13 protein-coding genes and 1 rRNA gene (1 of these 14 only partly in view) are annotated in these 18,805 nt (G+C 40.2%); 1 reads left to right on the top strand and 13 read right to left on the bottom strand.

Features of this window, described 5'->3' with window-relative positions; all coding sequences use genetic code 11:
• The 13 genes from IGL37_RS01010 to pth form a co-directional block, all read right to left on the bottom strand.
• Nucleotides 1-1,530 (bottom strand): 16S ribosomal RNA (locus IGL37_RS01010) (it extends 31 nt beyond the left edge of the window).
• Between the two features lie 654 nt (nt 1,531-2,184).
• Nucleotides 2,185-3,681, bottom strand: a complete 1,497-nt coding sequence (gene lysS / locus IGL37_RS01005; protein WP_002359372.1) for a lysine--tRNA ligase — start codon at nt 3,679-3,681, stop codon at nt 2,185-2,187.
• A 93-nt stretch (nt 3,682-3,774) separates the two neighbouring features.
• Nucleotides 3,775-4,773 carry a tRNA dihydrouridine synthase DusB gene (gene dusB / locus IGL37_RS01000; RefSeq protein ID WP_002396119.1) on the bottom strand — a complete coding sequence of 333 codons (999 nt, stop codon included), beginning with the start codon at nt 4,771-4,773 and terminating at the stop codon, nt 3,775-3,777.
• Nucleotides 4,774-4,784: 11 nt separating this feature from the next.
• Complete coding sequence (gene hslO, locus IGL37_RS00995; RefSeq protein WP_002359370.1) at nt 4,785-5,681, bottom strand: Hsp33 family molecular chaperone HslO; 897 nt, start codon at nt 5,679-5,681, stop codon at nt 4,785-4,787.
• A gap of 161 nt (nt 5,682-5,842) precedes the next feature.
• Nucleotides 5,843-7,999 carry an ATP-dependent zinc metalloprotease FtsH gene (ftsH, locus tag IGL37_RS00990; protein ID WP_002364513.1) on the bottom strand — a complete coding sequence of 719 codons (2,157 nt, stop codon included), beginning with the start codon at nt 7,997-7,999 and terminating at the stop codon, nt 5,843-5,845.
• A 93-nt stretch (nt 8,000-8,092) separates the two neighbouring features.
• Nucleotides 8,093-8,638 carry a hypoxanthine phosphoribosyltransferase gene (gene hpt, locus IGL37_RS00985; RefSeq protein WP_002356260.1) on the bottom strand — a complete coding sequence of 182 codons (546 nt, stop codon included), beginning with the start codon at nt 8,636-8,638 and terminating at the stop codon, nt 8,093-8,095.
• An 18-nt stretch (nt 8,639-8,656) separates the two neighbouring features.
• Nucleotides 8,657-10,045 (bottom strand): tRNA lysidine(34) synthetase TilS, encoded by a 1,389-nt coding sequence (tilS, locus tag IGL37_RS00980; RefSeq protein WP_002378722.1) that lies wholly within the window; start codon nt 10,043-10,045, stop codon nt 8,657-8,659.
• An 85-nt stretch (nt 10,046-10,130) separates the two neighbouring features.
• Nucleotides 10,131-10,610: a S1 domain-containing RNA-binding protein gene (locus IGL37_RS00975; RefSeq protein ID WP_002356258.1), complete on the bottom strand. Its 480-nt coding sequence runs from the start codon at nt 10,608-10,610 to the stop codon at nt 10,131-10,133.
• 44 nt (nt 10,611-10,654) lie between these two features.
• Nucleotides 10,655-11,134, bottom strand: coding sequence for an FtsB family cell division protein (locus IGL37_RS00970; RefSeq protein WP_002356257.1), 480 nt, complete (start codon nt 11,132-11,134; stop codon nt 10,655-10,657).
• Between the two features lie 254 nt (nt 11,135-11,388).
• On the bottom strand, nt 11,389-11,652 hold the full coding sequence (locus tag IGL37_RS00965; protein ID WP_002356255.1) for an RNA-binding S4 domain-containing protein: 264 nt from the start codon (nt 11,650-11,652) through the stop codon (nt 11,389-11,391).
• A gap of 14 nt (nt 11,653-11,666) precedes the next feature.
• Nucleotides 11,667-13,256: a putative polysaccharide biosynthesis protein gene (locus IGL37_RS00960; RefSeq protein WP_002361558.1), complete on the bottom strand. Its 1,590-nt coding sequence runs from the start codon at nt 13,254-13,256 to the stop codon at nt 11,667-11,669.
• 15 nt (nt 13,257-13,271) lie between these two features.
• On the bottom strand, nt 13,272-16,811 hold the full coding sequence (mfd, locus tag IGL37_RS00955; RefSeq protein WP_002379909.1) for a transcription-repair coupling factor: 3,540 nt from the start codon (nt 16,809-16,811) through the stop codon (nt 13,272-13,274).
• Nucleotides 16,812-16,830: 19 nt separating this feature from the next.
• Nucleotides 16,831-17,397 carry an aminoacyl-tRNA hydrolase gene (gene pth / locus IGL37_RS00950; RefSeq protein WP_002361556.1) on the bottom strand — a complete coding sequence of 189 codons (567 nt, stop codon included), beginning with the start codon at nt 17,395-17,397 and terminating at the stop codon, nt 16,831-16,833.
• A gap of 335 nt (nt 17,398-17,732) precedes the next feature.
• On the opposite strand from pth, the gene IGL37_RS00945 reads away from it, so the two are divergent.
• The gene (locus tag IGL37_RS00945; protein WP_002356251.1) at nt 17,733-18,716 is read left to right on the top strand and encodes an L-lactate dehydrogenase; all 984 of its coding nucleotides are present in this window, start codon (nt 17,733-17,735) and stop codon (nt 18,714-18,716) included.
• The last annotated feature ends 89 nt before the right edge of the window (nt 18,717-18,805 follow it).

Raw genomic sequence — 18,805 nt, 5'->3', positions numbered from 1 at the left:
CGGCTACCTTGTTACGACTTCACCCCAATCATCTATCCCACCTTAGGCGGCTGGCTCCAAAAAGGTTACCTCACCGACTTCGGGTGTTACAAACTCTCGTGGTGTGACGGGCGGTGTGTACAAGGCCCGGGAACGTATTCACCGCGGCGTGCTGATCCGCGATTACTAGCGATTCCGGCTTCATGCAGGCGAGTTGCAGCCTGCAATCCGAACTGAGAGAAGCTTTAAGAGATTTGCATGACCTCGCGGTCTAGCGACTCGTTGTACTTCCCATTGTAGCACGTGTGTAGCCCAGGTCATAAGGGGCATGATGATTTGACGTCATCCCCACCTTCCTCCGGTTTGTCACCGGCAGTCTCGCTAGAGTGCCCAACTAAATGATGGCAACTAACAATAAGGGTTGCGCTCGTTGCGGGACTTAACCCAACATCTCACGACACGAGCTGACGACAACCATGCACCACCTGTCACTTTGTCCCCGAAGGGAAAGCTCTATCTCTAGAGTGGTCAAAGGATGTCAAGACCTGGTAAGGTTCTTCGCGTTGCTTCGAATTAAACCACATGCTCCACCGCTTGTGCGGGCCCCCGTCAATTCCTTTGAGTTTCAACCTTGCGGTCGTACTCCCCAGGCGGAGTGCTTAATGCGTTTGCTGCAGCACTGAAGGGCGGAAACCCTCCAACACTTAGCACTCATCGTTTACGGCGTGGACTACCAGGGTATCTAATCCTGTTTGCTCCCCACGCTTTCGAGCCTCAGCGTCAGTTACAGACCAGAGAGCCGCCTTCGCCACTGGTGTTCCTCCATATATCTACGCATTTCACCGCTACACATGGAATTCCACTCTCCTCTTCTGCACTCAAGTCTCCCAGTTTCCAATGACCCTCCCCGGTTGAGCCGGGGGCTTTCACATCAGACTTAAGAAACCGCCTGCGCTCGCTTTACGCCCAATAAATCCGGACAACGCTTGCCACCTACGTATTACCGCGGCTGCTGGCACGTAGTTAGCCGTGGCTTTCTGGTTAGATACCGTCAGGGGACGTTCAGTTACTAACGTCCTTGTTCTTCTCTAACAACAGAGTTTTACGATCCGAAAACCTTCTTCACTCACGCGGCGTTGCTCGGTCAGACTTTCGTCCATTGCCGAAGATTCCCTACTGCTGCCTCCCGTAGGAGTCTGGGCCGTGTCTCAGTCCCAGTGTGGCCGATCACCCTCTCAGGTCGGCTATGCATCGTGGCCTTGGTGAGCCGTTACCTCACCAACTAGCTAATGCACCGCGGGTCCATCCATCAGCGACACCCGAAAGCGCCTTTCACTCTTATGCCATGCGGCATAAACTGTTATGCGGTATTAGCACCTGTTTCCAAGTGTTATCCCCCTCTGATGGGTAGGTTACCCACGTGTTACTCACCCGTCCGCCACTCCTCTTTCCAATTGAGTGCAAGCACTCGGGAGGAAAGAAGCGTTCGACTTGCATGTATTAGGCACGCCGCCAGCGTTCGTCCTGAGCCAGGATCAAACTCTCATAATAAAAGTTAGAACAATCTTGCGATTGTTAAGCTCAATTTGTTTGCTAGCATATTGCTTGCTTGTTAAAAATGTTTGTTGTCTTGAATTGAATCAAGACGCCCTACACATTTGGTTCGTCTATTCTTTGTTCAGTTTTCAAAGGTCTACGTTACCTCGCAGCAACTTTTATATCATAACAAACTTTCGTTTGAATGTCAAGAACTTTTTTTAAAAAAGTTTTTTTAAGTTGTTTTGCTCGGTTGTTGTCGTCTGTTGTGACAACTTCTATATCTTATCATCTCGTTTGTTATTTGTCAACAACTTTTTTGTTGTTTTTTCGAACTTTTTTCGAGAGATTTGAAATCAAGAATTGTTATTTAATTATTGATTTCTGAATCGCTCAGTTGTGTGACTCGCCTTGCGACATGTAATAATATACCAAGATTTCAAGCATTGGTCAATCATTATTTTCACTTTTTTTAAACTTTTTTTCAATACCGATTATTCTTTCTTATCCGATTAGATAAAGTTCGTTTTTTTATCAGATTACCCATTCTTTTTATTACCCATCTTCGATTTTTTTAGAAAAAAAGAATTGGTTTCAATTGTTTTTCTATTCTTTTTTTATTTAATTTTTTGCGAATACAAAAAAAAGATGCCCTTAAGGCATCTTTTTTCATCTCATTGTTGGGAATAGCAAGACATCACGAATTGATTGTGCATCAGTTAATAACATAACTAGTCGATCAATCCCAATACCTAATCCTCCGGTTGGTGGTAAGCCATATTCTAAGGCTTCGATGAAATCTTCATCTACTCCGTGTGCTTCATCATTTCCTTGTTCCCGTTCTTTTTCTTGTTCTTCAAAACGTTCACGTTGGTCAATTGGATCATTTAATTCTGTAAATGCATTAGCAAACTCTTTTCCGATAATAAATAGTTCAAAGCGGTCAGTGAAACGACCATCTTCTGGATTTTTCTTCGCTAATGGTGAAACAGCTACTGGGTGACCATAAATAAATGTTGGTTGTTGCAACGTATCTTCTACAAATGTTTCGAAAAATTCATTAATGATATGACCGACTGTCATGGCATCTGTAATTTCAACATTATGTTCTTTAGCCAACGCACGGGCTTCTTCTATCGTCATCTCTTGCCAAAAATCTACGCCCGTTTGTTCTTTGACCGCATCTACCATGTGTAGACGTTTGAAAGGACTTCCTAAGTCAACCGCTTGACCATCGTACGTGATATCAGTAGTTCCTAAGACTTTTTCCGCAGCATTACGAATAATTCCCTCTGTTAAATCCATCACATCTTGATAATCAGTATAAGCGGTATAAGCTTCTAGCATTGTAAATTCTGGGTTATGAGTGGTATCGATTCCTTCATTACGGAAGACACGACCAATTTCATATACTTTTTCCATGCCACCGACAATTAAACGTTTTAAATGTAACTCTAGGGCAATGCGTAAGTATAAGTCCATATCTAATGCATTATGGTGTGTGATAAATGGACGAGCAGCAGCTCCTCCTGCTTCGTTATGCAAGACAGGCGTTTCTACTTCGACATAGCCATTGCCATCTAGATAACGACGGATTTCGCTAATAATTTGACTGCGTTTCATGAAACGATCAAAGCTTTCTTTGTTACTGATTAAATCCAAATAGCGTTGACGATAGCGTTGTTCCACATTCGTTAATCCATGGTATTTATCTGGCAATGGACGCAAAGCTTTAGTTAATAACGTAATTGTTTGAGCTTTAACAGTAACTTCCCCCGTATTGGTTTTCATTACTTGACCTGTCACACCAAAGAAGTCGCCTAAGTCAGCATGTTTAAATAGTTCATAGGCTTCGTCTCCAACTTGGTCCTTCCGAACATAAATTTGAATTTGGCCTTCACGGTCTTGCAAATGGGCGAAACCAGCTTTTCCTTTACCACGTTTTGTCATCATACGTCCAGCAACGCTGACTTCTGTATTCATTTCACTAAGTTCTTCTTTTGTATGATTATCATATTGTTCATGAAGTTCTGCTGAATTATGAGTGCGATCGAAACGTTTACCGAAAGGATCAATCCCTTCTTCACGTAAAGCTTCCATTTTTTCGCGGCGCACGAGCATTTGATCATTTAAATCCTCTAAATGCGCTTGTTGTTCTTCTGCCACTGTTGTTCCTCCATTCTTGATTTTAACCTATCCTAATAATGCCACAGTAATTCGAAAAAAAGCAAGCCGAATTTTACTTTCGGCTTGAATTTTTTATTCTTCTATAGTAGTTACAGCAACTTTGGAAATCTTCTCTACAAAGGCATCAAGTAAATCGACAACTGCTTGTTGTGTTTCGACTTGGTTAATCGCAACTTTCACTTTGGCTGCTCGCGAGATTCCTTTTAGATAGTAAGAAGCATGTTGGCGAAACTCACGGACCGCAATTTTTTCACCTTTTAAATCCACTAATCGTTGTAAATGAACTTTTGCAATGTTAATTTTTTCAGCTGGTGAAGGCTCAGGCATCAATTCGCCCGTTTCCAAGTATTCTTTCGTCCGTTGAATCATCCAAGGATTGCCCAAAGCAGCTCGACCAATCATCACACCATCCGCTCCAACATATTCTAACATGCGTTTAGCATCTTCAGGCGTTTTGACATCGCCATTTCCCATAAAAGGAATGCTTAAATGCTTTTTCACTTCCTTTAAAACGTCCCAGTTGGCTGTCCCTTCGTACATTTGGACACGCGTCCGACCATGCATAGCAATTGCCGAAGCCCCTGCTTGTTCGGCAGCCAAAGCGTTGTCTACAGCATATAGATGATCTTCATCCCAGCCTGTTCGCATTTTTACAGTGACAGGCAAAGAAACTGCTGAAGAGACTGCGTGAACCATCTCATGCACTTTATTCGGATCCAGCAACCATTTCGCACCAGCTTCAGCTTTAATTATTTTATTGACAGGGCAGCCCATGTTAATATCAATAATCGCCGCTTGCGTATTTTCTTCAACAAACTTAGCAGCTTCCACTAATGTTTCCTTATCTCCACCAAAAATTTGTACACTTAAAGGATATTCCCGCTCATCAATATATAGCATTTCTAAGGTTTTTTTGTTTCTTAATTTAATTCCTTTATCACTAATCATTTCACAAACGACTAATCCTGCGCCAAATTCTTTTACAGTCACACGAAAAGCGGCGTTACTAATACCCGCCATCGGAGCTACGACAACACGGTTGGGGATTTCAACGTCTCCAATTTTCCACATAGTCTTTCCTCCTACTTTTGTTTCGTATTGCGAATCGCTTCATCGCGAAGTTCAATTAATTCTTCTTCACTATAGTGATATTTATTGTTACAGAATTGACAAACTGCTTCTGCTCCATGATCTTCATCAATCATCGCATTTAATTCATCGATCCCAACGGCAATTAAAGCGGTCGCAAATTTTTCTTTGGAACAGTCACATTTAAATTGTACAGGCATTTTTTCTAAAATTTCTACTTCGTCTTCTCCCAATAAGCGATACAAGACTTGTTCAGGTGTTTCTCCATTTTCTAGTAATTGTGAAATTGGTGGCACTTCCGCTAGACGCTGTTCAATAAAATCAATGGTACTTTCATCGGCACCTGGCATTACTTGAATCATAAAACCACCGGCTGCTTTCACCGATTCATCCGTGTCCACCAATACACCTAAACCGATAGCTGAAGGAACTTGTTCAGAGACCGCCATAAAATATGTAAAGTCTTCACCGATTTCACCAGAAACAATAGGTGTTTGTCCAGAAAAGGTTTCTTTTAATCCTAAATCTTTAATGACTGTGAAAATTCCTTCGTTACCGACAGCGCCACGTACATCAATTTTACCTGTTGCATTCAACTTTAAGCTGACATGTGGATTTTTAATGTAGCCTTTTGTTTCTCCACGGCCATTACTATCGACAATAATAGCGCCAGCTGGGCCATTTCCTTGTACTTTTACAGTTAATTTATCGTCACCTTTTAAAGTCGCTCCTAGTAAAAGGGCTCCAATCAATGTGCGCCCTAACGCTGCGGTAGAAGAACTCCATGTATCATGTCTTCTTTGCGCTTCACTAACAGTTTCAGTGGCACTGATGGCATATGCTCGAATTGAACCTTTATAACAAAGGGCTTTTACCAAATAATCTTCCATTCTTTTTCCTCTTCTCTTGGTGCTTTTTTGTCCATTAGTCAGATAATACTAGGAATCAGGTGTTTTTTCAACCAAATAATCTTCCTTCTATAGAATATCTTAATATTATAGAAGGTGCAGTATTCGTCAACTCGACAAATACTGCACCTTCTACTAATTGGTTATTTATAACGATCTTCGTAGTTATTGCGATCATATTCAGAATTGGAATCTGAATCTTTTTTCTCTTCAGATTGGACTTCTTTTTCTGTTTGTTCGCTTTCTACTTTGACTTCTTCTGCTTCATCATGTAATTCTTTTTTCGCTTCTTCAAAGTCTTGCTTTTCTTCAACTTGTTTTTGCGCTTCTTTTTCTTCTAAAGCACGTTTTGCTTCTTCGAATGTTTGCGCTTCTTTTTCACTAGGATAGTCGCTGTCAGTACCTTCAGGCATTTTACCTGTTTCAAATAATGATTTGATTGCTTTTGCATCTAATGTTTCATATTCTAATAGTTTTTCAGCGATTAGTTTATGTTGTTCACGGTGCGCTTCGATAATTTCATGCGCTTTCGTATGAGCATCCATTAAGATACGACGAACTTCCTGATCGATTTCAAACGCCACTTGTTCTGAGTAAGCTTTTGTTTGACCATAATCACGACCGACAAAGACTTGATGGTTTCCTTCATATTGAACAGGTCCTAATTTGTCGCTCATTCCATATTCAGTTACCATGCTACGGGCAATCCCTGTTGCTTGTTCAAAGTCATTTGAAGCCCCTGTTGATTGAACGCCAAAGATAATTTCTTCTGCTGTACGTCCACCAAGTAAGCCAACGATTTGTTCAAACATATCTTCTTTAGTCATTAAGAATTGATCTTCTTTTGGTAAAGCAATCATATAACCGCCTGCGCGACCACGAGGGATAATTGTTACTTTATGGACAACACGGGCACGGCTTAAGACTAAACCAACGATTGTGTGTCCCGCTTCATGGTAAGCCACCATTTCGCGTTCTTTTTTATTAATCACGCGATCTTTTTTAGCTGGACCAGCAATTACGCGGTCTTCAGCTTCATCCACATCAGAAGCATCAATTTTTTTCTTGTTACGACGAGCGGCAACTAAGGCTGCTTCGTTTAAGACATTTTCTAAATCAGCACCAGCAAAACCTGGTGTTTGTTGTGCAACAACTTTCAAATCAACGTCATCAGCTAACGGTTTGTTTTTCGCATGAACACGTAAAATCGCTTCACGACCTTTGACATCTGGACGTCCTACCAAGATTTGGCGGTCAAAACGACCTGGACGTAACAACGCTGGGTCTAACACGTCTGAACGGTTCGTTGCAGCAATTACGATAACTCCTTCATTGCCATCAAAACCATCCATCTCAACTAATAATTGGTTAAGGGTTTGTTCACGTTCGTCGTGTCCGCCACCCATACCAGCACCACGTTGACGACCAACTGCATCGATTTCATCGATAAAGATAATTGCAGGCGCGTTTTTCTTCGCTGTTTCAAATAAATCCCGGACACGGCTAGCACCGACCCCGACAAACATTTCAACGAAATCTGAACCTGAGATTGAGTAAAATGGCACACCTGCTTCACCTGCTACAGCTTTAGCAAGTAACGTTTTACCAGTCCCTGGAGGTCCCTCTAATAGTACGCCCGCAGGAATCCGTGCGCCTAATTCAGCGAAACGACGTGGATCTTTTAAGAATTCCACTACTTCAACTAATTCTTGTTTTTCTTCTTCCGCACCAGCTACATCTGAGAAGCGGACACGGTTAGCTTTTTTATCGGCTTCTTTGGCTTTTGATTTACCGAAGTTCATCACACGGCCACCGCCGCCACCGCCACCGCCTTGTTGGCTCATCATCATGTAGAAGAAGAAGAAAATAATCACTAATGGTAAGAAACTAAACAACAGTGACAACCAAGCACCACTTGTTGATTGTTCTTTGACAACTAGCTTCACCTTGTTATTTTGTGCCGCATCTTGAATGCCAGCTAAGGTTGTATCACTAGGTAAAACGGTTGTTGTGAAGCCTTTTGACGACGCTTGCGTTGAGCCCCACAATGACAGACCACCTGTGTCTTTCACTTCTTGTTTTTCTTTATACTGACCTTCAATCCGGTAAACCCCATTGGTTGGTTGAATGGTCATGTCTTTGACTTTTCCGTCTTCCAATTGTTGTTGGAAGGTTGAGTAATCGATGTCTGGCGATTGTTGGTTGTTATTTCCAAAAATGAAATAGACAACCATGACCATGGCAAGTACTACTAAGACGTAGTATAAACCATTTTTCATGCCATTATTCTTTTTGTTCATGCCTGTCCTCCTTATGCTCATCATTACAATTCATGTTATTCTTTTATCAATCCTGACCTTTACATTGTAACACAATTAATTCCTTGATAGATATTAATTTGATTCGTAAACTTCAGGTTTTAAAACGCCAATATAAGGCAAGTTGCGGTACGTTTCTGCATAGTCTAATCCGTAACCGACCACAAACTCATTGGGCACATCAAACCCTACGTAGTCAGCTTTAATGTCTACTACACGGCCTTCTGGTTTATCTAATAAGGTAACAATTTTCACAGATGCAGCTTTACGGTATCTAAACAAATCTACTAAATACGCTAATGTACGACCACTATCGATGATATCTTCTACGATTAAAATATGTCTACCTTCGACATTTGTGTCTAAGTCTTTGACAATTTTTACTTCGCCTGAAGAAACTGTCGCGTTGCCGTAGCTAGATACATCCATAAAGTCCAATTCTAAATAAGTATTGATTTCACGAGTCAAATCAGCCATAAATGGTACTGCACCTTTTAAAATACCGACCACTAAAGGATTTTTCCCTTGATATTCTTCTGTCAGTTGCTTGCCAAGCTCTGCAGACTTCGCAAGAATTTCTTCTTTGGAGATTAGGACTTTCTCAATATCTTTTTCTATCATAGTGCGCTCCTTTCAGCATTACTCCTTTGTCTTAAAAAGGAGTCTGTAGTGTATTTTATCAGTTTCTAAAGGAATACTCAAATAGGAATTTGCAAATTTTGGTACCCAAATGATTTCCTCTTGCTCATCCGTAATGACCCAAGCACTCTCTCTCGCTTCATTTGGCACTTTTTGATCAATAAAAACTCTGCTTAATTTTTTCGTAAACCCTGGTTTTAATGTAATCCGATCACCACTTTGGCGATGACGAACGGTCAAAGGTGTGGCTGTGGTCAACGGGATTGCCAACAACTGGCCCGCCCATTGATTAATCTCTTCAGGAAGAGGAAACGGTTTGTCTGTCGCAATTAATCCTAGCCACTCGGTTTCCGATAAATAAATCCCCGCACCAGGTACTAATAAATGTGTAACTTCTTCTCGCAGTGCAGCCTGTTTTTGTTCTAAGCATAGCCAATCATAACTTTTAGCTAGTTGCCATTGCTGTTCTAACATAACCGAGCCTTGCGGTTGCCGTTCATCATTCAAAACTTTTAAAATTTGTGTCATCTGGCGTTGGTTTAACGAAACCCCTAACGGCACTAATGTTTTTTGGAAAAACGCGGTTAAAAAGAAGTGCTGGTACGCAGGCGTTTCTTTTAATAATCTCTTCAAAGGAATGCGCCAGCCTTGTTTGGTCGGTTCTACGGCTTCAGATAATTGAGGCTCAATTTGTTCTTGAATAAATTCTTGGGCAAAACGTTGTTCATTACTAAAAGAAGCAATCTGATCTAAGAATTGCGGATTTTCCTGCTTTAATAGCGGCAAAACCTGATTACGGAGTCGATTTCTCAAATATTCATTGGTTTGGTTCGTTTCGTCCTCAAAATAAACGAATGCTTGGCGCTGTGCAAATTGATACAATTCTTCTTTTGGATAAATAAGTAACGGACGAATCAATTCCCCTGTTGCAAAAGGACGTCTCTCTTTAATGCCTGCGGAATGGGAAAAATTAGTTCCTCGAATCAGCTTCATTAAAATCGTTTCCGCTTGATCGTCTAGATGATGTGCCGTCATTAAGACCGCCGCACCTTCAATTTCCATGACTTCTTTAAAAAATTCATAACGAAATGTGCGCGCTTTTGCTTCTAAATTCCGTTGCTTTTCAGGGTCTTCCCAACGTGTTTCATAATACGTTAGCTCTCGCTGCTGACAATAGGTAGCGAGATATTGCGCTTCCTGTGCCGACGCTTCTCGCAATTGATGATTGACGTGTGCAACAACCAATTGTAATTGTTCTTTTTCTGCCACCTGTTCCATTAACGTCAAAAGGGCCATGGAGTCTACACCACCAGAAACGGCGACCACAATTGTTTGATGCGGTTGCCAAAATCCTTGTTCTTTTCCTCGTTTATAAAACTGCCAAAACATTGTTCGCCCTTCTTTCTTCCTTAGAATAAAAGAGGAACCGAGAAATAACCCATTCGTTATCCCCAGTCCCCCTATTTGTTTGTGCTTAGCCGCGACGTCCGCCACGTCCGCCACGTTTGCCTTCAGTATTACGTTTTAATGAAGATAAACGGTCATCACTATCTTTCAAGAAAGAGCTCATCAATGAGTCAAAATCTTGTTTATTGTTATTGTTATTTGCTTGTGGTTTATTGAAAGGCTTTTTGCCCCCTGCGCGTGGATTACGGTCACGATTCTCATAATTGTTTTCACGACGTTGAAATTCACGTTTTGGTTGTTGCCCTTCTGCTGGCTCTTGTGCTTTACGGATCGATAAGCCAATTTTGCCGTCGTCACCAACTGAGGTTACTTTCACTGTTACTTCGTCACCTACTGTTAATACATCATGAATATCTTTAACGAATCCATTAGACACTTCACTGATGTGTACTAACCCAGTTTTTCCTTCTCCTAAATCAATAAATGCACCAAAGTTAGTAATCCCTGACACTTTTCCTGGCAATTTAGCTCCTACTTCGATTGACATAAAAAAATTGTTCCTCCTATTTTTTCCCTAATTATAATTGCAGTTTATTCAGCTGAAGACTTAGTTGTTTCAGTTGAAGACTGTGATTGACTATTTTTTTCTGAACTGCTCTTGCTTTCTTCCGCTCCAGAAGTCTGTGTTTTTTTCATTTGTTCTGGTGTGGGATAAATCTGTTCGCCTTCTTTTGAGAGAAGGAAACGGCTACGTGCTAATTTTGCCACATAATCATCATCTTTTAACAAAGCAACGTCTTTTTTTAGATCCTTGACCTTCTTATCAACTGCTACGGATTCAGCAATTGCATCTGCTCGTTCTTGTTTGAAAGCACCTAAGCGATGATAATCTTTCATCAATTGGATGCCAGAAAAGGCAAAAATAATGAAGGCCACGAGAAAAATCGCTGCCAAGCGTCTGCGTCTAAAAATCAATTGTTTCTGTTGTTTTTGGAATTCGACATACTGTTCTTTCGTGTAGTCATTTTCCAATGCCGCAACTTTCTTCGAGTTTTTTTCATTCTTTCCCATCGTCTCGCTCCACTCGCTTTGGATTGTCCGTTTTATTATACCAACATCTAAGAACCTTGTCTAATGTTAATTTCAGAGAAGTTAAAGAAAATCAAGCTTTTTTCTAAAATATTCTTTGCTTTTGAAATAACAGCGGTTGATTTATTAATTTTTTTCAAAAGCGGCGCGTCTGTTTCATTAAAAAGCTGAAAGGATGAAGCGCTTGGAATATTCATCTTTTCAATGAACTTGCCAAGCGCTCCATCCTCACCTGCTTATTCTTCAGAGACACGTGTTTCTGATTTTATTTCATACATTTTTGTGGCATCTTCTTTTTTCGTAGAGTCATTCAGTTGCAGGACTTCTACTTCTAAAATTCTGTTCCCAAATTGAATTTTGACAAGGTCACCAATCTTCACAGTACTAGAAGATTTGGCTAAGACTCCGTTGATTTGAATCCGACCTTTATCAGCGACTTCTTTGGCAACTGTTCTTCTTTTAATAATGCGAGAAACTTTTAAAAATTTATCTAACCGCATCACATTCACCTCTTTTATTTTTTTTGTCTCATCCGTAAAATTTTTGCGCCATACGGTAAACTTAACCATTCACGTATCGTAAATAATTCTAACTTAATGATGGTGCTAATAAAAACTGTACCACCCACTGCAACACCTAAAACTGTAACGAAAAACGCTTGACTTCGGTGATGCACACCTTGGAACAAGATGGAGATAATTCCTTGATAGACCAGTAATGACAGCATCATGATTGCTAAACTAAGCAACAGTTTTTTCAAAAAGTTTCGTTCTCGAACAAAACAATTAATCGCTGCATCCGATTGTCGGACTAAAACGAATAACGTCGCTAGTAACCCAAGGATGGTAGACCAACTAGCACCTAATGTTCCCCAACGAATGGTGAAAAAGCCCGTTGTCAGTAATTTCACTAATAAGCCCACACCAGCTGCCACTAAAGGACCTTTAAAACGATTGCGACTTTGTTCAATACTTTGGTAGGCCTGAATAATGGCCATAAAAGCGATGGATAAAACATACACCCCTAAAACATCGTTGCCTTTATAATCTTTAAAAAGCGTAAAGTTCATGTACGGCAATAACATCATTAGACCAATCGAAGCCGCCGATGCCAAGGTTGTGGTAAGGCGTAAAAAGATTTTTGCAACTTGTAAAAATTGTTGACGGTCTTTTTTCATAAAATATTTTGTCAAACCTGGTAAAAAGGTCGAGCTTAAAGCTAAAGCAATTACCAATCCTAATTGAACTAGTGGTTGTCCTCTATCATAAACCCCTTTGTCCACTTTCGCAGCTAAATCAGAGAGCCCGAAAAGCATGAGGGCATTTTTTACTTTAAAGGAATCAATTAATTGAAATAGAATCAGAAAAGCACTATATAAAGAGACCAAACCACCCTCAATCATTAAACGTTTAAATAGTCCTGTGGTTTGAGGCATAATCTTCCATTGATGCAAGTATTCCGTACTTCCACTAAGAATTTTTCGATTGTAGTACCATAAGACAAGTACCGCTAAGATACCGCCAGCCAACGCACCACTCATGGCCACCGTCCCCGTTTGGTAAATGGAGCCACCAAAGTAATGATAGGACAACGCAGCTACTAGAATAACCCCGACACGCACAAACTGTTCCATCACCTGTGAAATACCACTAGGCACCATCAACAAATGACCTTGAAAATTCCCACGATAGAAAGAAAGAATTGGAACGAGTAAAAAGGTAAAGGAAACAACTTCCATTAATGGTTGGAGTGCAGCATCCCCCATACTAATAGCAATTTCTTGACTACCAAAGAAAAAGAAGGCCCAACAAGCAATCGCTAACCATAACACATAGGGATATAGTTGGCGCAACACTTGTTTTTGACTCCGAATATCTGGTTGTTCAGCAACAATTTTGGAAATAAATTGCGGTAAGCCTGACAATGCTAATGTCATCGCAATCCCATAGATTGGATAAACTTGCTGATACACGTAAAATCCTTCATCCCCTACAAAGTTCTGAAAAGGAACGCGATAAAACGCACTCAACACTTTTGCAATGAAGGAAGCAATGGTTAACACAACGGCACCTTGCATCATTCGTTGCATTTCTTTTTGTGCCATCTTCTAGGCCTCCTTTTAAAGGGAATCCGTTTCTTGCGAATGTTTGTATTTTTCTTGTCGCAATGCGGTTGTAAAAGCAGCAATTTCTTGAATCCAAACAGCTTCTTTACAATCTTTCGGCAACTTCAAGGAAATAGTCATTTGTTCTTTCTCAACTGCTAGATCCGCTTTTAAGCTGGTTGCCGATAACGCTTCAAACAACTGCTCCACAGAGTATGTTTTTGTGCCAATTTTACTTAACACAAACTTGACTTTTTGGTCGCGTTTACGAATACTTTCTAACAAGGCACGGTCGCCATCCATTTTGATACGGCCAGTGGTTAATAAATGCGCCACTTCGTCAGGATACTCTCCAAAGCGGTCTAACAAGTCCGCTTCTAATTCTTCGTACATATCCATATTTTCTAATTGACGAATCCGTTTATAAATTTCAATTTTTTGTCGTTCATCTGTAATGTACGTTCCTGGAATATAAGCATCGATGCCCAAATCAATTTCAACAGACGTTTTTTGGTCTTGGATATTTTTTCCTTGTTTACGAGCAACTGCCTCAGATAACATCTGTGAGTACATATCAAACCCAACCGAATCAATGAAGCCATGTTGTTGGGCACCAAGAAGGTTTCCGGCCCCTCGAATGGAAAGGTCACGCATCGCAATTTTGAACCCAGAACCTAATTCCGTAAAGTCTTTAATTGCTTCTAAACGTTTCTCACTAACTTCGTTTAGGATTTTTTGCTGTTCGTACATAAAATAAGCATAGGCCACTCGATTGCTACGCCCCACACGACCACGTAATTGATACAACGTAGATAAGCCCATGTAGTCCGCATTTTCTACAAACAAGGTATTAGCATTAGGAATATCTACTCCTGTTTCAATAATTGTTGTAGTGACTAATATATCATATTGTCCTTCAATAAAATCAAACAAAGTATTCTCCAGTTGTACTTCTGTCATTTGACCATGTGCATACGCAATTCGTGCATCTGGAACTAGTGCTTGTAACTCTTCAACTTTTCGTTCAATCGTATCTACTCGATTGTATAAATAAAAGACTTGACCATCTCGGGCCATTTCTCGCTCAATCGCTTCCCGAATCGCCCCAGGATTATTTTCCATGACATACGTTTGGATTGGATAACGATTCTCTGGTGGGGTTTCGATGACGGATAAATCACGGACACCTAACATCGACATATGAAGGGTCCTTGGGATTGGCGTTGCTGTTAACGTCAAGACATCCACTTGTGAACGCAATTGTTTTAGTCGTTCTTTATGTTTCACTCCAAACCGTTGTTCCTCATCAATAATCAACAAGCCTAAATCACTAAAATTAATATCTTGCGACAATAAACGATGGGTACCAATCACAATATCTACTTGGCCATGTTTAATTTTTTCAATTGTTTCATTTTGCTGTTTTTTCGTGCGGAAACGACTTAATAAACCAATTTCTACAGGAAAGCCCTCAAACCGCTCTTGAATCGTTTCGTAATGTTGTTGCGCTAAAATAGTTGTTGGCACTAAAAAGGCAACCTGTTTATTGTTGCTAACAGCTTTGAAAGCCGCTCGTAAAGCCACTTCTGTTTTACCAAACCCTACATCGCCAACTAACAAACGATCCATTGGTCGAGATTTTTCCATGTCGTGTTTAATTTCGGCAGCACTACGTAATTGATCATCTGTTTCAGAATACGGAAAAGCCTCTTCAAATTCTTTTTGATACGCATCATCTGGCGGAAAAGCATAGCCTTTTTCCGATTCTCTTGTCGCATAAAGTAAGATTAAATCATCCGCGATATCTTCAATTTTCGAAGCAACTTTTCGTTTGGTTTTTGTCCATTCACTGCCGCCTAGCTTGTTAATTTTCGGCGTTTTAGACTCGGAAGCAACGAACTTTTGAATCAAGTTCAATTGTGTTACTGGAATAAATAACTTGTCATCATTTTGGTACAAGATAGTCATGTAATCTTGATGGACCCCATCAACTTCTAAGGTTTCCATACCAATATATTTACCAATCCCGTGATTCGCATGAACGACATAATCGCCCGTTTTTAAGTCGCTATAACTTTTCAAACGTTCCGCATTAGAGATTGTTTGACGACGTGCCCGTTTTTTGGTCGTTGTATGAAAAATTTCTTTTTCCGTAATCGCCACGAGCTTGTTTTTAGGTAATTCAAACCCTGTTTGTAATGCCCCTTGGACAATTTGGACATGCCCATCTAACAACTGATCCCAATTGCTTACTACGCTAGGTATGTCAAAGTCCTGAAATAGCTCTTCGACTTTTTGAATCCGTTCTTTCGTAGGAACAAAAACAACGACCGTTTGGTTTTGCTTTTGCCAACGGTCCACTTCCGCTTTTAGCAACGGCATTTGACCGAAGAATTGTTGCATTGAACGATATTGGAAATTATGGACTTCTTGGAAACGAAGATTCCCCATTCCTTTTTGAAAAAGTGAAAAGAAGGTCGTATTTCGTGCAGTTTTTCGCAATTGATCATGAAAGTCTACGCCAAAAGTTTGTTCAGAAAACACGCGCATTTCTTCAATTTTCAGGGTTTGCCATTCCGCTTCCTCTCTAGCGATTTCTCGCTCCGTTTCCATCATACGAGAATAATCATCCACAAAAAGCAAACTATTTTCTGGTAAATAATCTAACAGCGTAGTTTTTTGTTGGTACAGAAAATCTGTATAATAGTGAGCATTTTCTGTAGGAATCCCTTGTTCCCAAGAAGACAGCAACTGACCAAAATATTCTTCTAAAAAATCGGTCTCCGTTTGATCTTTAGCTGTCGCTAAACGTTTTTCTAGAGCATCTTGTAACCTCATCATGCCATGATTCATATCTGCCTTTGAGAATACTAAATCAGTCATTGGTGAAATCGTTACTTCTTCAAGATTTTCTAATGAACGTTGGGTATCTGCTTCGAAATAACGGATGGAGTCAATTTCAACATCAAACAGTTCCACCCGAACAGGGTATTCGGCATTTAGCGGATAGACATCAATAATGCTTCCGCGAATACTAAATTCGCCAGGCTTCCCGACCATCGATTGGCGTTCATAGCCCATTAACACTAAGCGTTGCGCGAGGATTTCAGGTTCTACTTCCGTCCCGATTTCCCAATGAAGTTGCGCATTTTGCCACGTTTCTTTCGTTGGCAAATATTTTCGTAGTCCAGCTACTGGTACGACCACGATTCCTGCATTCGCTGTCATCAGGAAATTTAACGCACTCACTCGATCTGCGCGCGCTTCTGGTGAAGAAAAGGCCATTTCGGCGGATAACACTTCATCTACTGGAAATAGATGAACTTGTTCTGAAGGTAAAATATTTAAAAAATCATCTACTAATTGATTGGCATAGTATAGGTTTGGGACCGCAATAACAATTTTTTGATGCGTCTTTTGTAAAGCGCCTGCCATCAGTAATGTTTTAGCAGAGCCTGATAACCCAGTAATTAGTTGGCGCGTTCCTGTTGTCATTAGTTGACTGCGCCATGATTTAGCAATTTCTGTTTGGCTAATTCGTTCGATAATATTCAAACAAGGGCCCTCCTTTCTGCTATTTTCCATTAAATTGATTCATTGTTTCAACAAACGTATGTCCTTCGCATGCATATAAAGCGGCATCGGCTGCTTTCTTTACAGCAAGTAACATCTCTTCGTGTGTTTCTTTGGGAAAAGTACTTAGTACATGGTGGATAACTGTATCATTTTTTGAGGGCCGACCAATGCCAATTTTAATTCTAGGAAAGACATTAGTTCCTAAATGGGCAATCAGACTTTTTATCCCATTGTGGCCGCCAGCACTACCTTTTTGCCGTAAACGAATTTTACCGACCTCTAAGTCTAAGTCATCATAAATAACAATCAAGTCTTCCTCATCTACCCCAAAGTAGGTCAACAGCGGCCCAACAGAGCGACCTGATTCATTCATAAATGTTAATGGTTTCACTAACAATACTTTCTCAGTCCCTATAAAAAACTCTGCAATATCTGCTTCAAAATTACTATTATTAAACGAAACATTTTGCCGATACGCAATTTCATCTAGCGTAATAAAGCCAATGTTGTGTTTTGTTTCTTTGTATTTACTACCGGGATTTCCCAGTCCTACGATTACTTTCATCTTTCATTCTCCTTGGATTATAAGCTTGCCAACACAAAATGGCTGGGAAGCGTATGCGCTACCCAGTTTTATTCATTATACCATAGAAATAAAAAAACTCGCAGTCTTTGAAGATTAAGAAAGATGTAAAAAAATTTTTTAGAAATTTAAATATGCGTAAGATAGTGAAATTACGCACATGTAAGAGCTACCATTTTGAAACAGGTCTGAAAACTGTATCATTTTTACAATCAAAGTTCGTGACATTTTTTACAAACCATGTTACTATCACTTTAGCAACAGGAAATAAAAACTCGTTGCTCATGAAAAAGAATGTAGAGGAAGGAATGGTACACATGACTGCAGCCGCAGGGAATAAAGATCACCAAAAAGTAATTTTAGTCGGGGACGGTGCCGTAGGTTCTAGCTATGCCTTTGCTTTAGTAACTCAGAATATTGCTCAAGAAGTTGGGATTATTGATATTAATGTACCAAAAACTGAAGGAGACGCGTTGGACTTATCTCACGCATTAGCATTTACTTCTCCTAAAAAAATCTATGCTGCTACTTATGACGATTGCCATGATGCAGACTTAGTTGTCTTAACAGCTGGTGCGCCTCAAAAACCAGGCGAAACTCGTTTAGACTTAGTTCATAAAAACTTGAAAATTAATAAAGAAATCGTTACAACAATTGTTGATTCTGGTTTCAACGGTATCTTCTTAGTTGCCGCAAACCCAGTTGATATTTTGACTTATTCAACTTGGAAATTCTCTGGCTTCCCGAAAGAACGAGTAATCGGTTCAGGAACTTCACTAGATTCTGCTCGTTTCCGTCAAGCAATTGCCGAATTAGTTGATGTTGATGCACGAAATGTCCATGCCTACATCTTAGGGGAACACGGAGATACAGAATTCCCAGTTTGGTCACATGCGAATGTCGCTGGCTTACAAATTTACGAATGGGTGAAAAATAATCCTGACGTCGATGAAGAAGCAATGGTTAATTTATTCTTCAACGTACGCGACGCTGCTTACACAATCATCGAGAAAAAAGGAGCTACTTTCTATGGAATCGCGGTTGCACTAGCGCGTATCACTAAAGCTATCCTAAACGATGAAAACTCTGTGTTACCACTATCTGTTTATTTAGAAGGTGAATATGGTCAAAACGATATTTATATCGGTGCACCAGCGATCATCAACCGCCAAGGCGTTAAACAAGTCATTGAAATTCCATTAACAGATGCTGAACAAGAAAAAATGGAAGCTTCTGCTTCTGCATTAAAAGAAGTTATTGAAACAGCTTTTGCTAAATTTGAAGCAGAAGAAGCAAAATAACTCCTTCTACAATAGTCAAAAATTAAAAACAACCAAGAGTGAACACTATTGTTACTCCGCTTTAAAGCCTGGTACAAAAATCCAAAGTG

Origin of the sequence: Enterococcus sp. AZ119 (assembly GCF_050546175.1) — a bacterium.
GTDB classification, from domain to species: Bacteria; Bacillota; Bacilli; order Lactobacillales; family Enterococcaceae; genus Enterococcus; species Enterococcus faecalis.
Note: the sequence above shows the minus strand (reverse complement) of the source record. Positions and strands in the feature narration are given on the sequence as shown.

What these genes read in the sequence shown, in the direction of transcription:
- dusB (WP_002396119.1), bottom strand. Translation starts at nt 4,773, where the DNA reads ATGTGGAAAATTGGAGACGTTGAAATCCCCAACCGTGTTGTCGTAGCT.
- hslO (WP_002359370.1), bottom strand. Translation starts at nt 5,681, where the DNA reads ATGGAAGATTATTTGGTAAAAGCCCTTTGTTATAAAGGTTCAATTCGA.
- ftsH (WP_002364513.1), bottom strand. Translation starts at nt 7,999, where the DNA reads ATGAACAAAAAGAATAATGGCATGAAAAATGGTTTATACTACGTCTTA.
- hpt (WP_002356260.1), bottom strand. Translation starts at nt 8,638, where the DNA reads ATGATAGAAAAAGATATTGAGAAAGTCCTAATCTCCAAAGAAGAAATT.
- tilS (WP_002378722.1), bottom strand. Translation starts at nt 10,045, where the DNA reads ATGTTTTGGCAGTTTTATAAACGAGGAAAAGAACAAGGATTTTGGCAA.
- IGL37_RS00975 (WP_002356258.1), bottom strand. Translation starts at nt 10,610, where the DNA reads ATGTCAATCGAAGTAGGAGCTAAATTGCCAGGAAAAGTGTCAGGGATT.
- IGL37_RS00970 (WP_002356257.1), bottom strand. Translation starts at nt 11,134, where the DNA reads ATGGGAAAGAATGAAAAAAACTCGAAGAAAGTTGCGGCATTGGAAAAT.
- IGL37_RS00965 (WP_002356255.1), bottom strand. Translation starts at nt 11,652, where the DNA reads ATGCGGTTAGATAAATTTTTAAAAGTTTCTCGCATTATTAAAAGAAGA.
- IGL37_RS00960 (WP_002361558.1), bottom strand. Translation starts at nt 13,256, where the DNA reads ATGGCACAAAAAGAAATGCAACGAATGATGCAAGGTGCCGTTGTGTTA.
- pth (WP_002361556.1), bottom strand. Translation starts at nt 17,397, where the DNA reads ATGAAAGTAATCGTAGGACTGGGAAATCCCGGTAGTAAATACAAAGAA.
- IGL37_RS00945 (WP_002356251.1), top strand. Translation starts at nt 17,733, where the DNA reads ATGACTGCAGCCGCAGGGAATAAAGATCACCAAAAAGTAATTTTAGTC.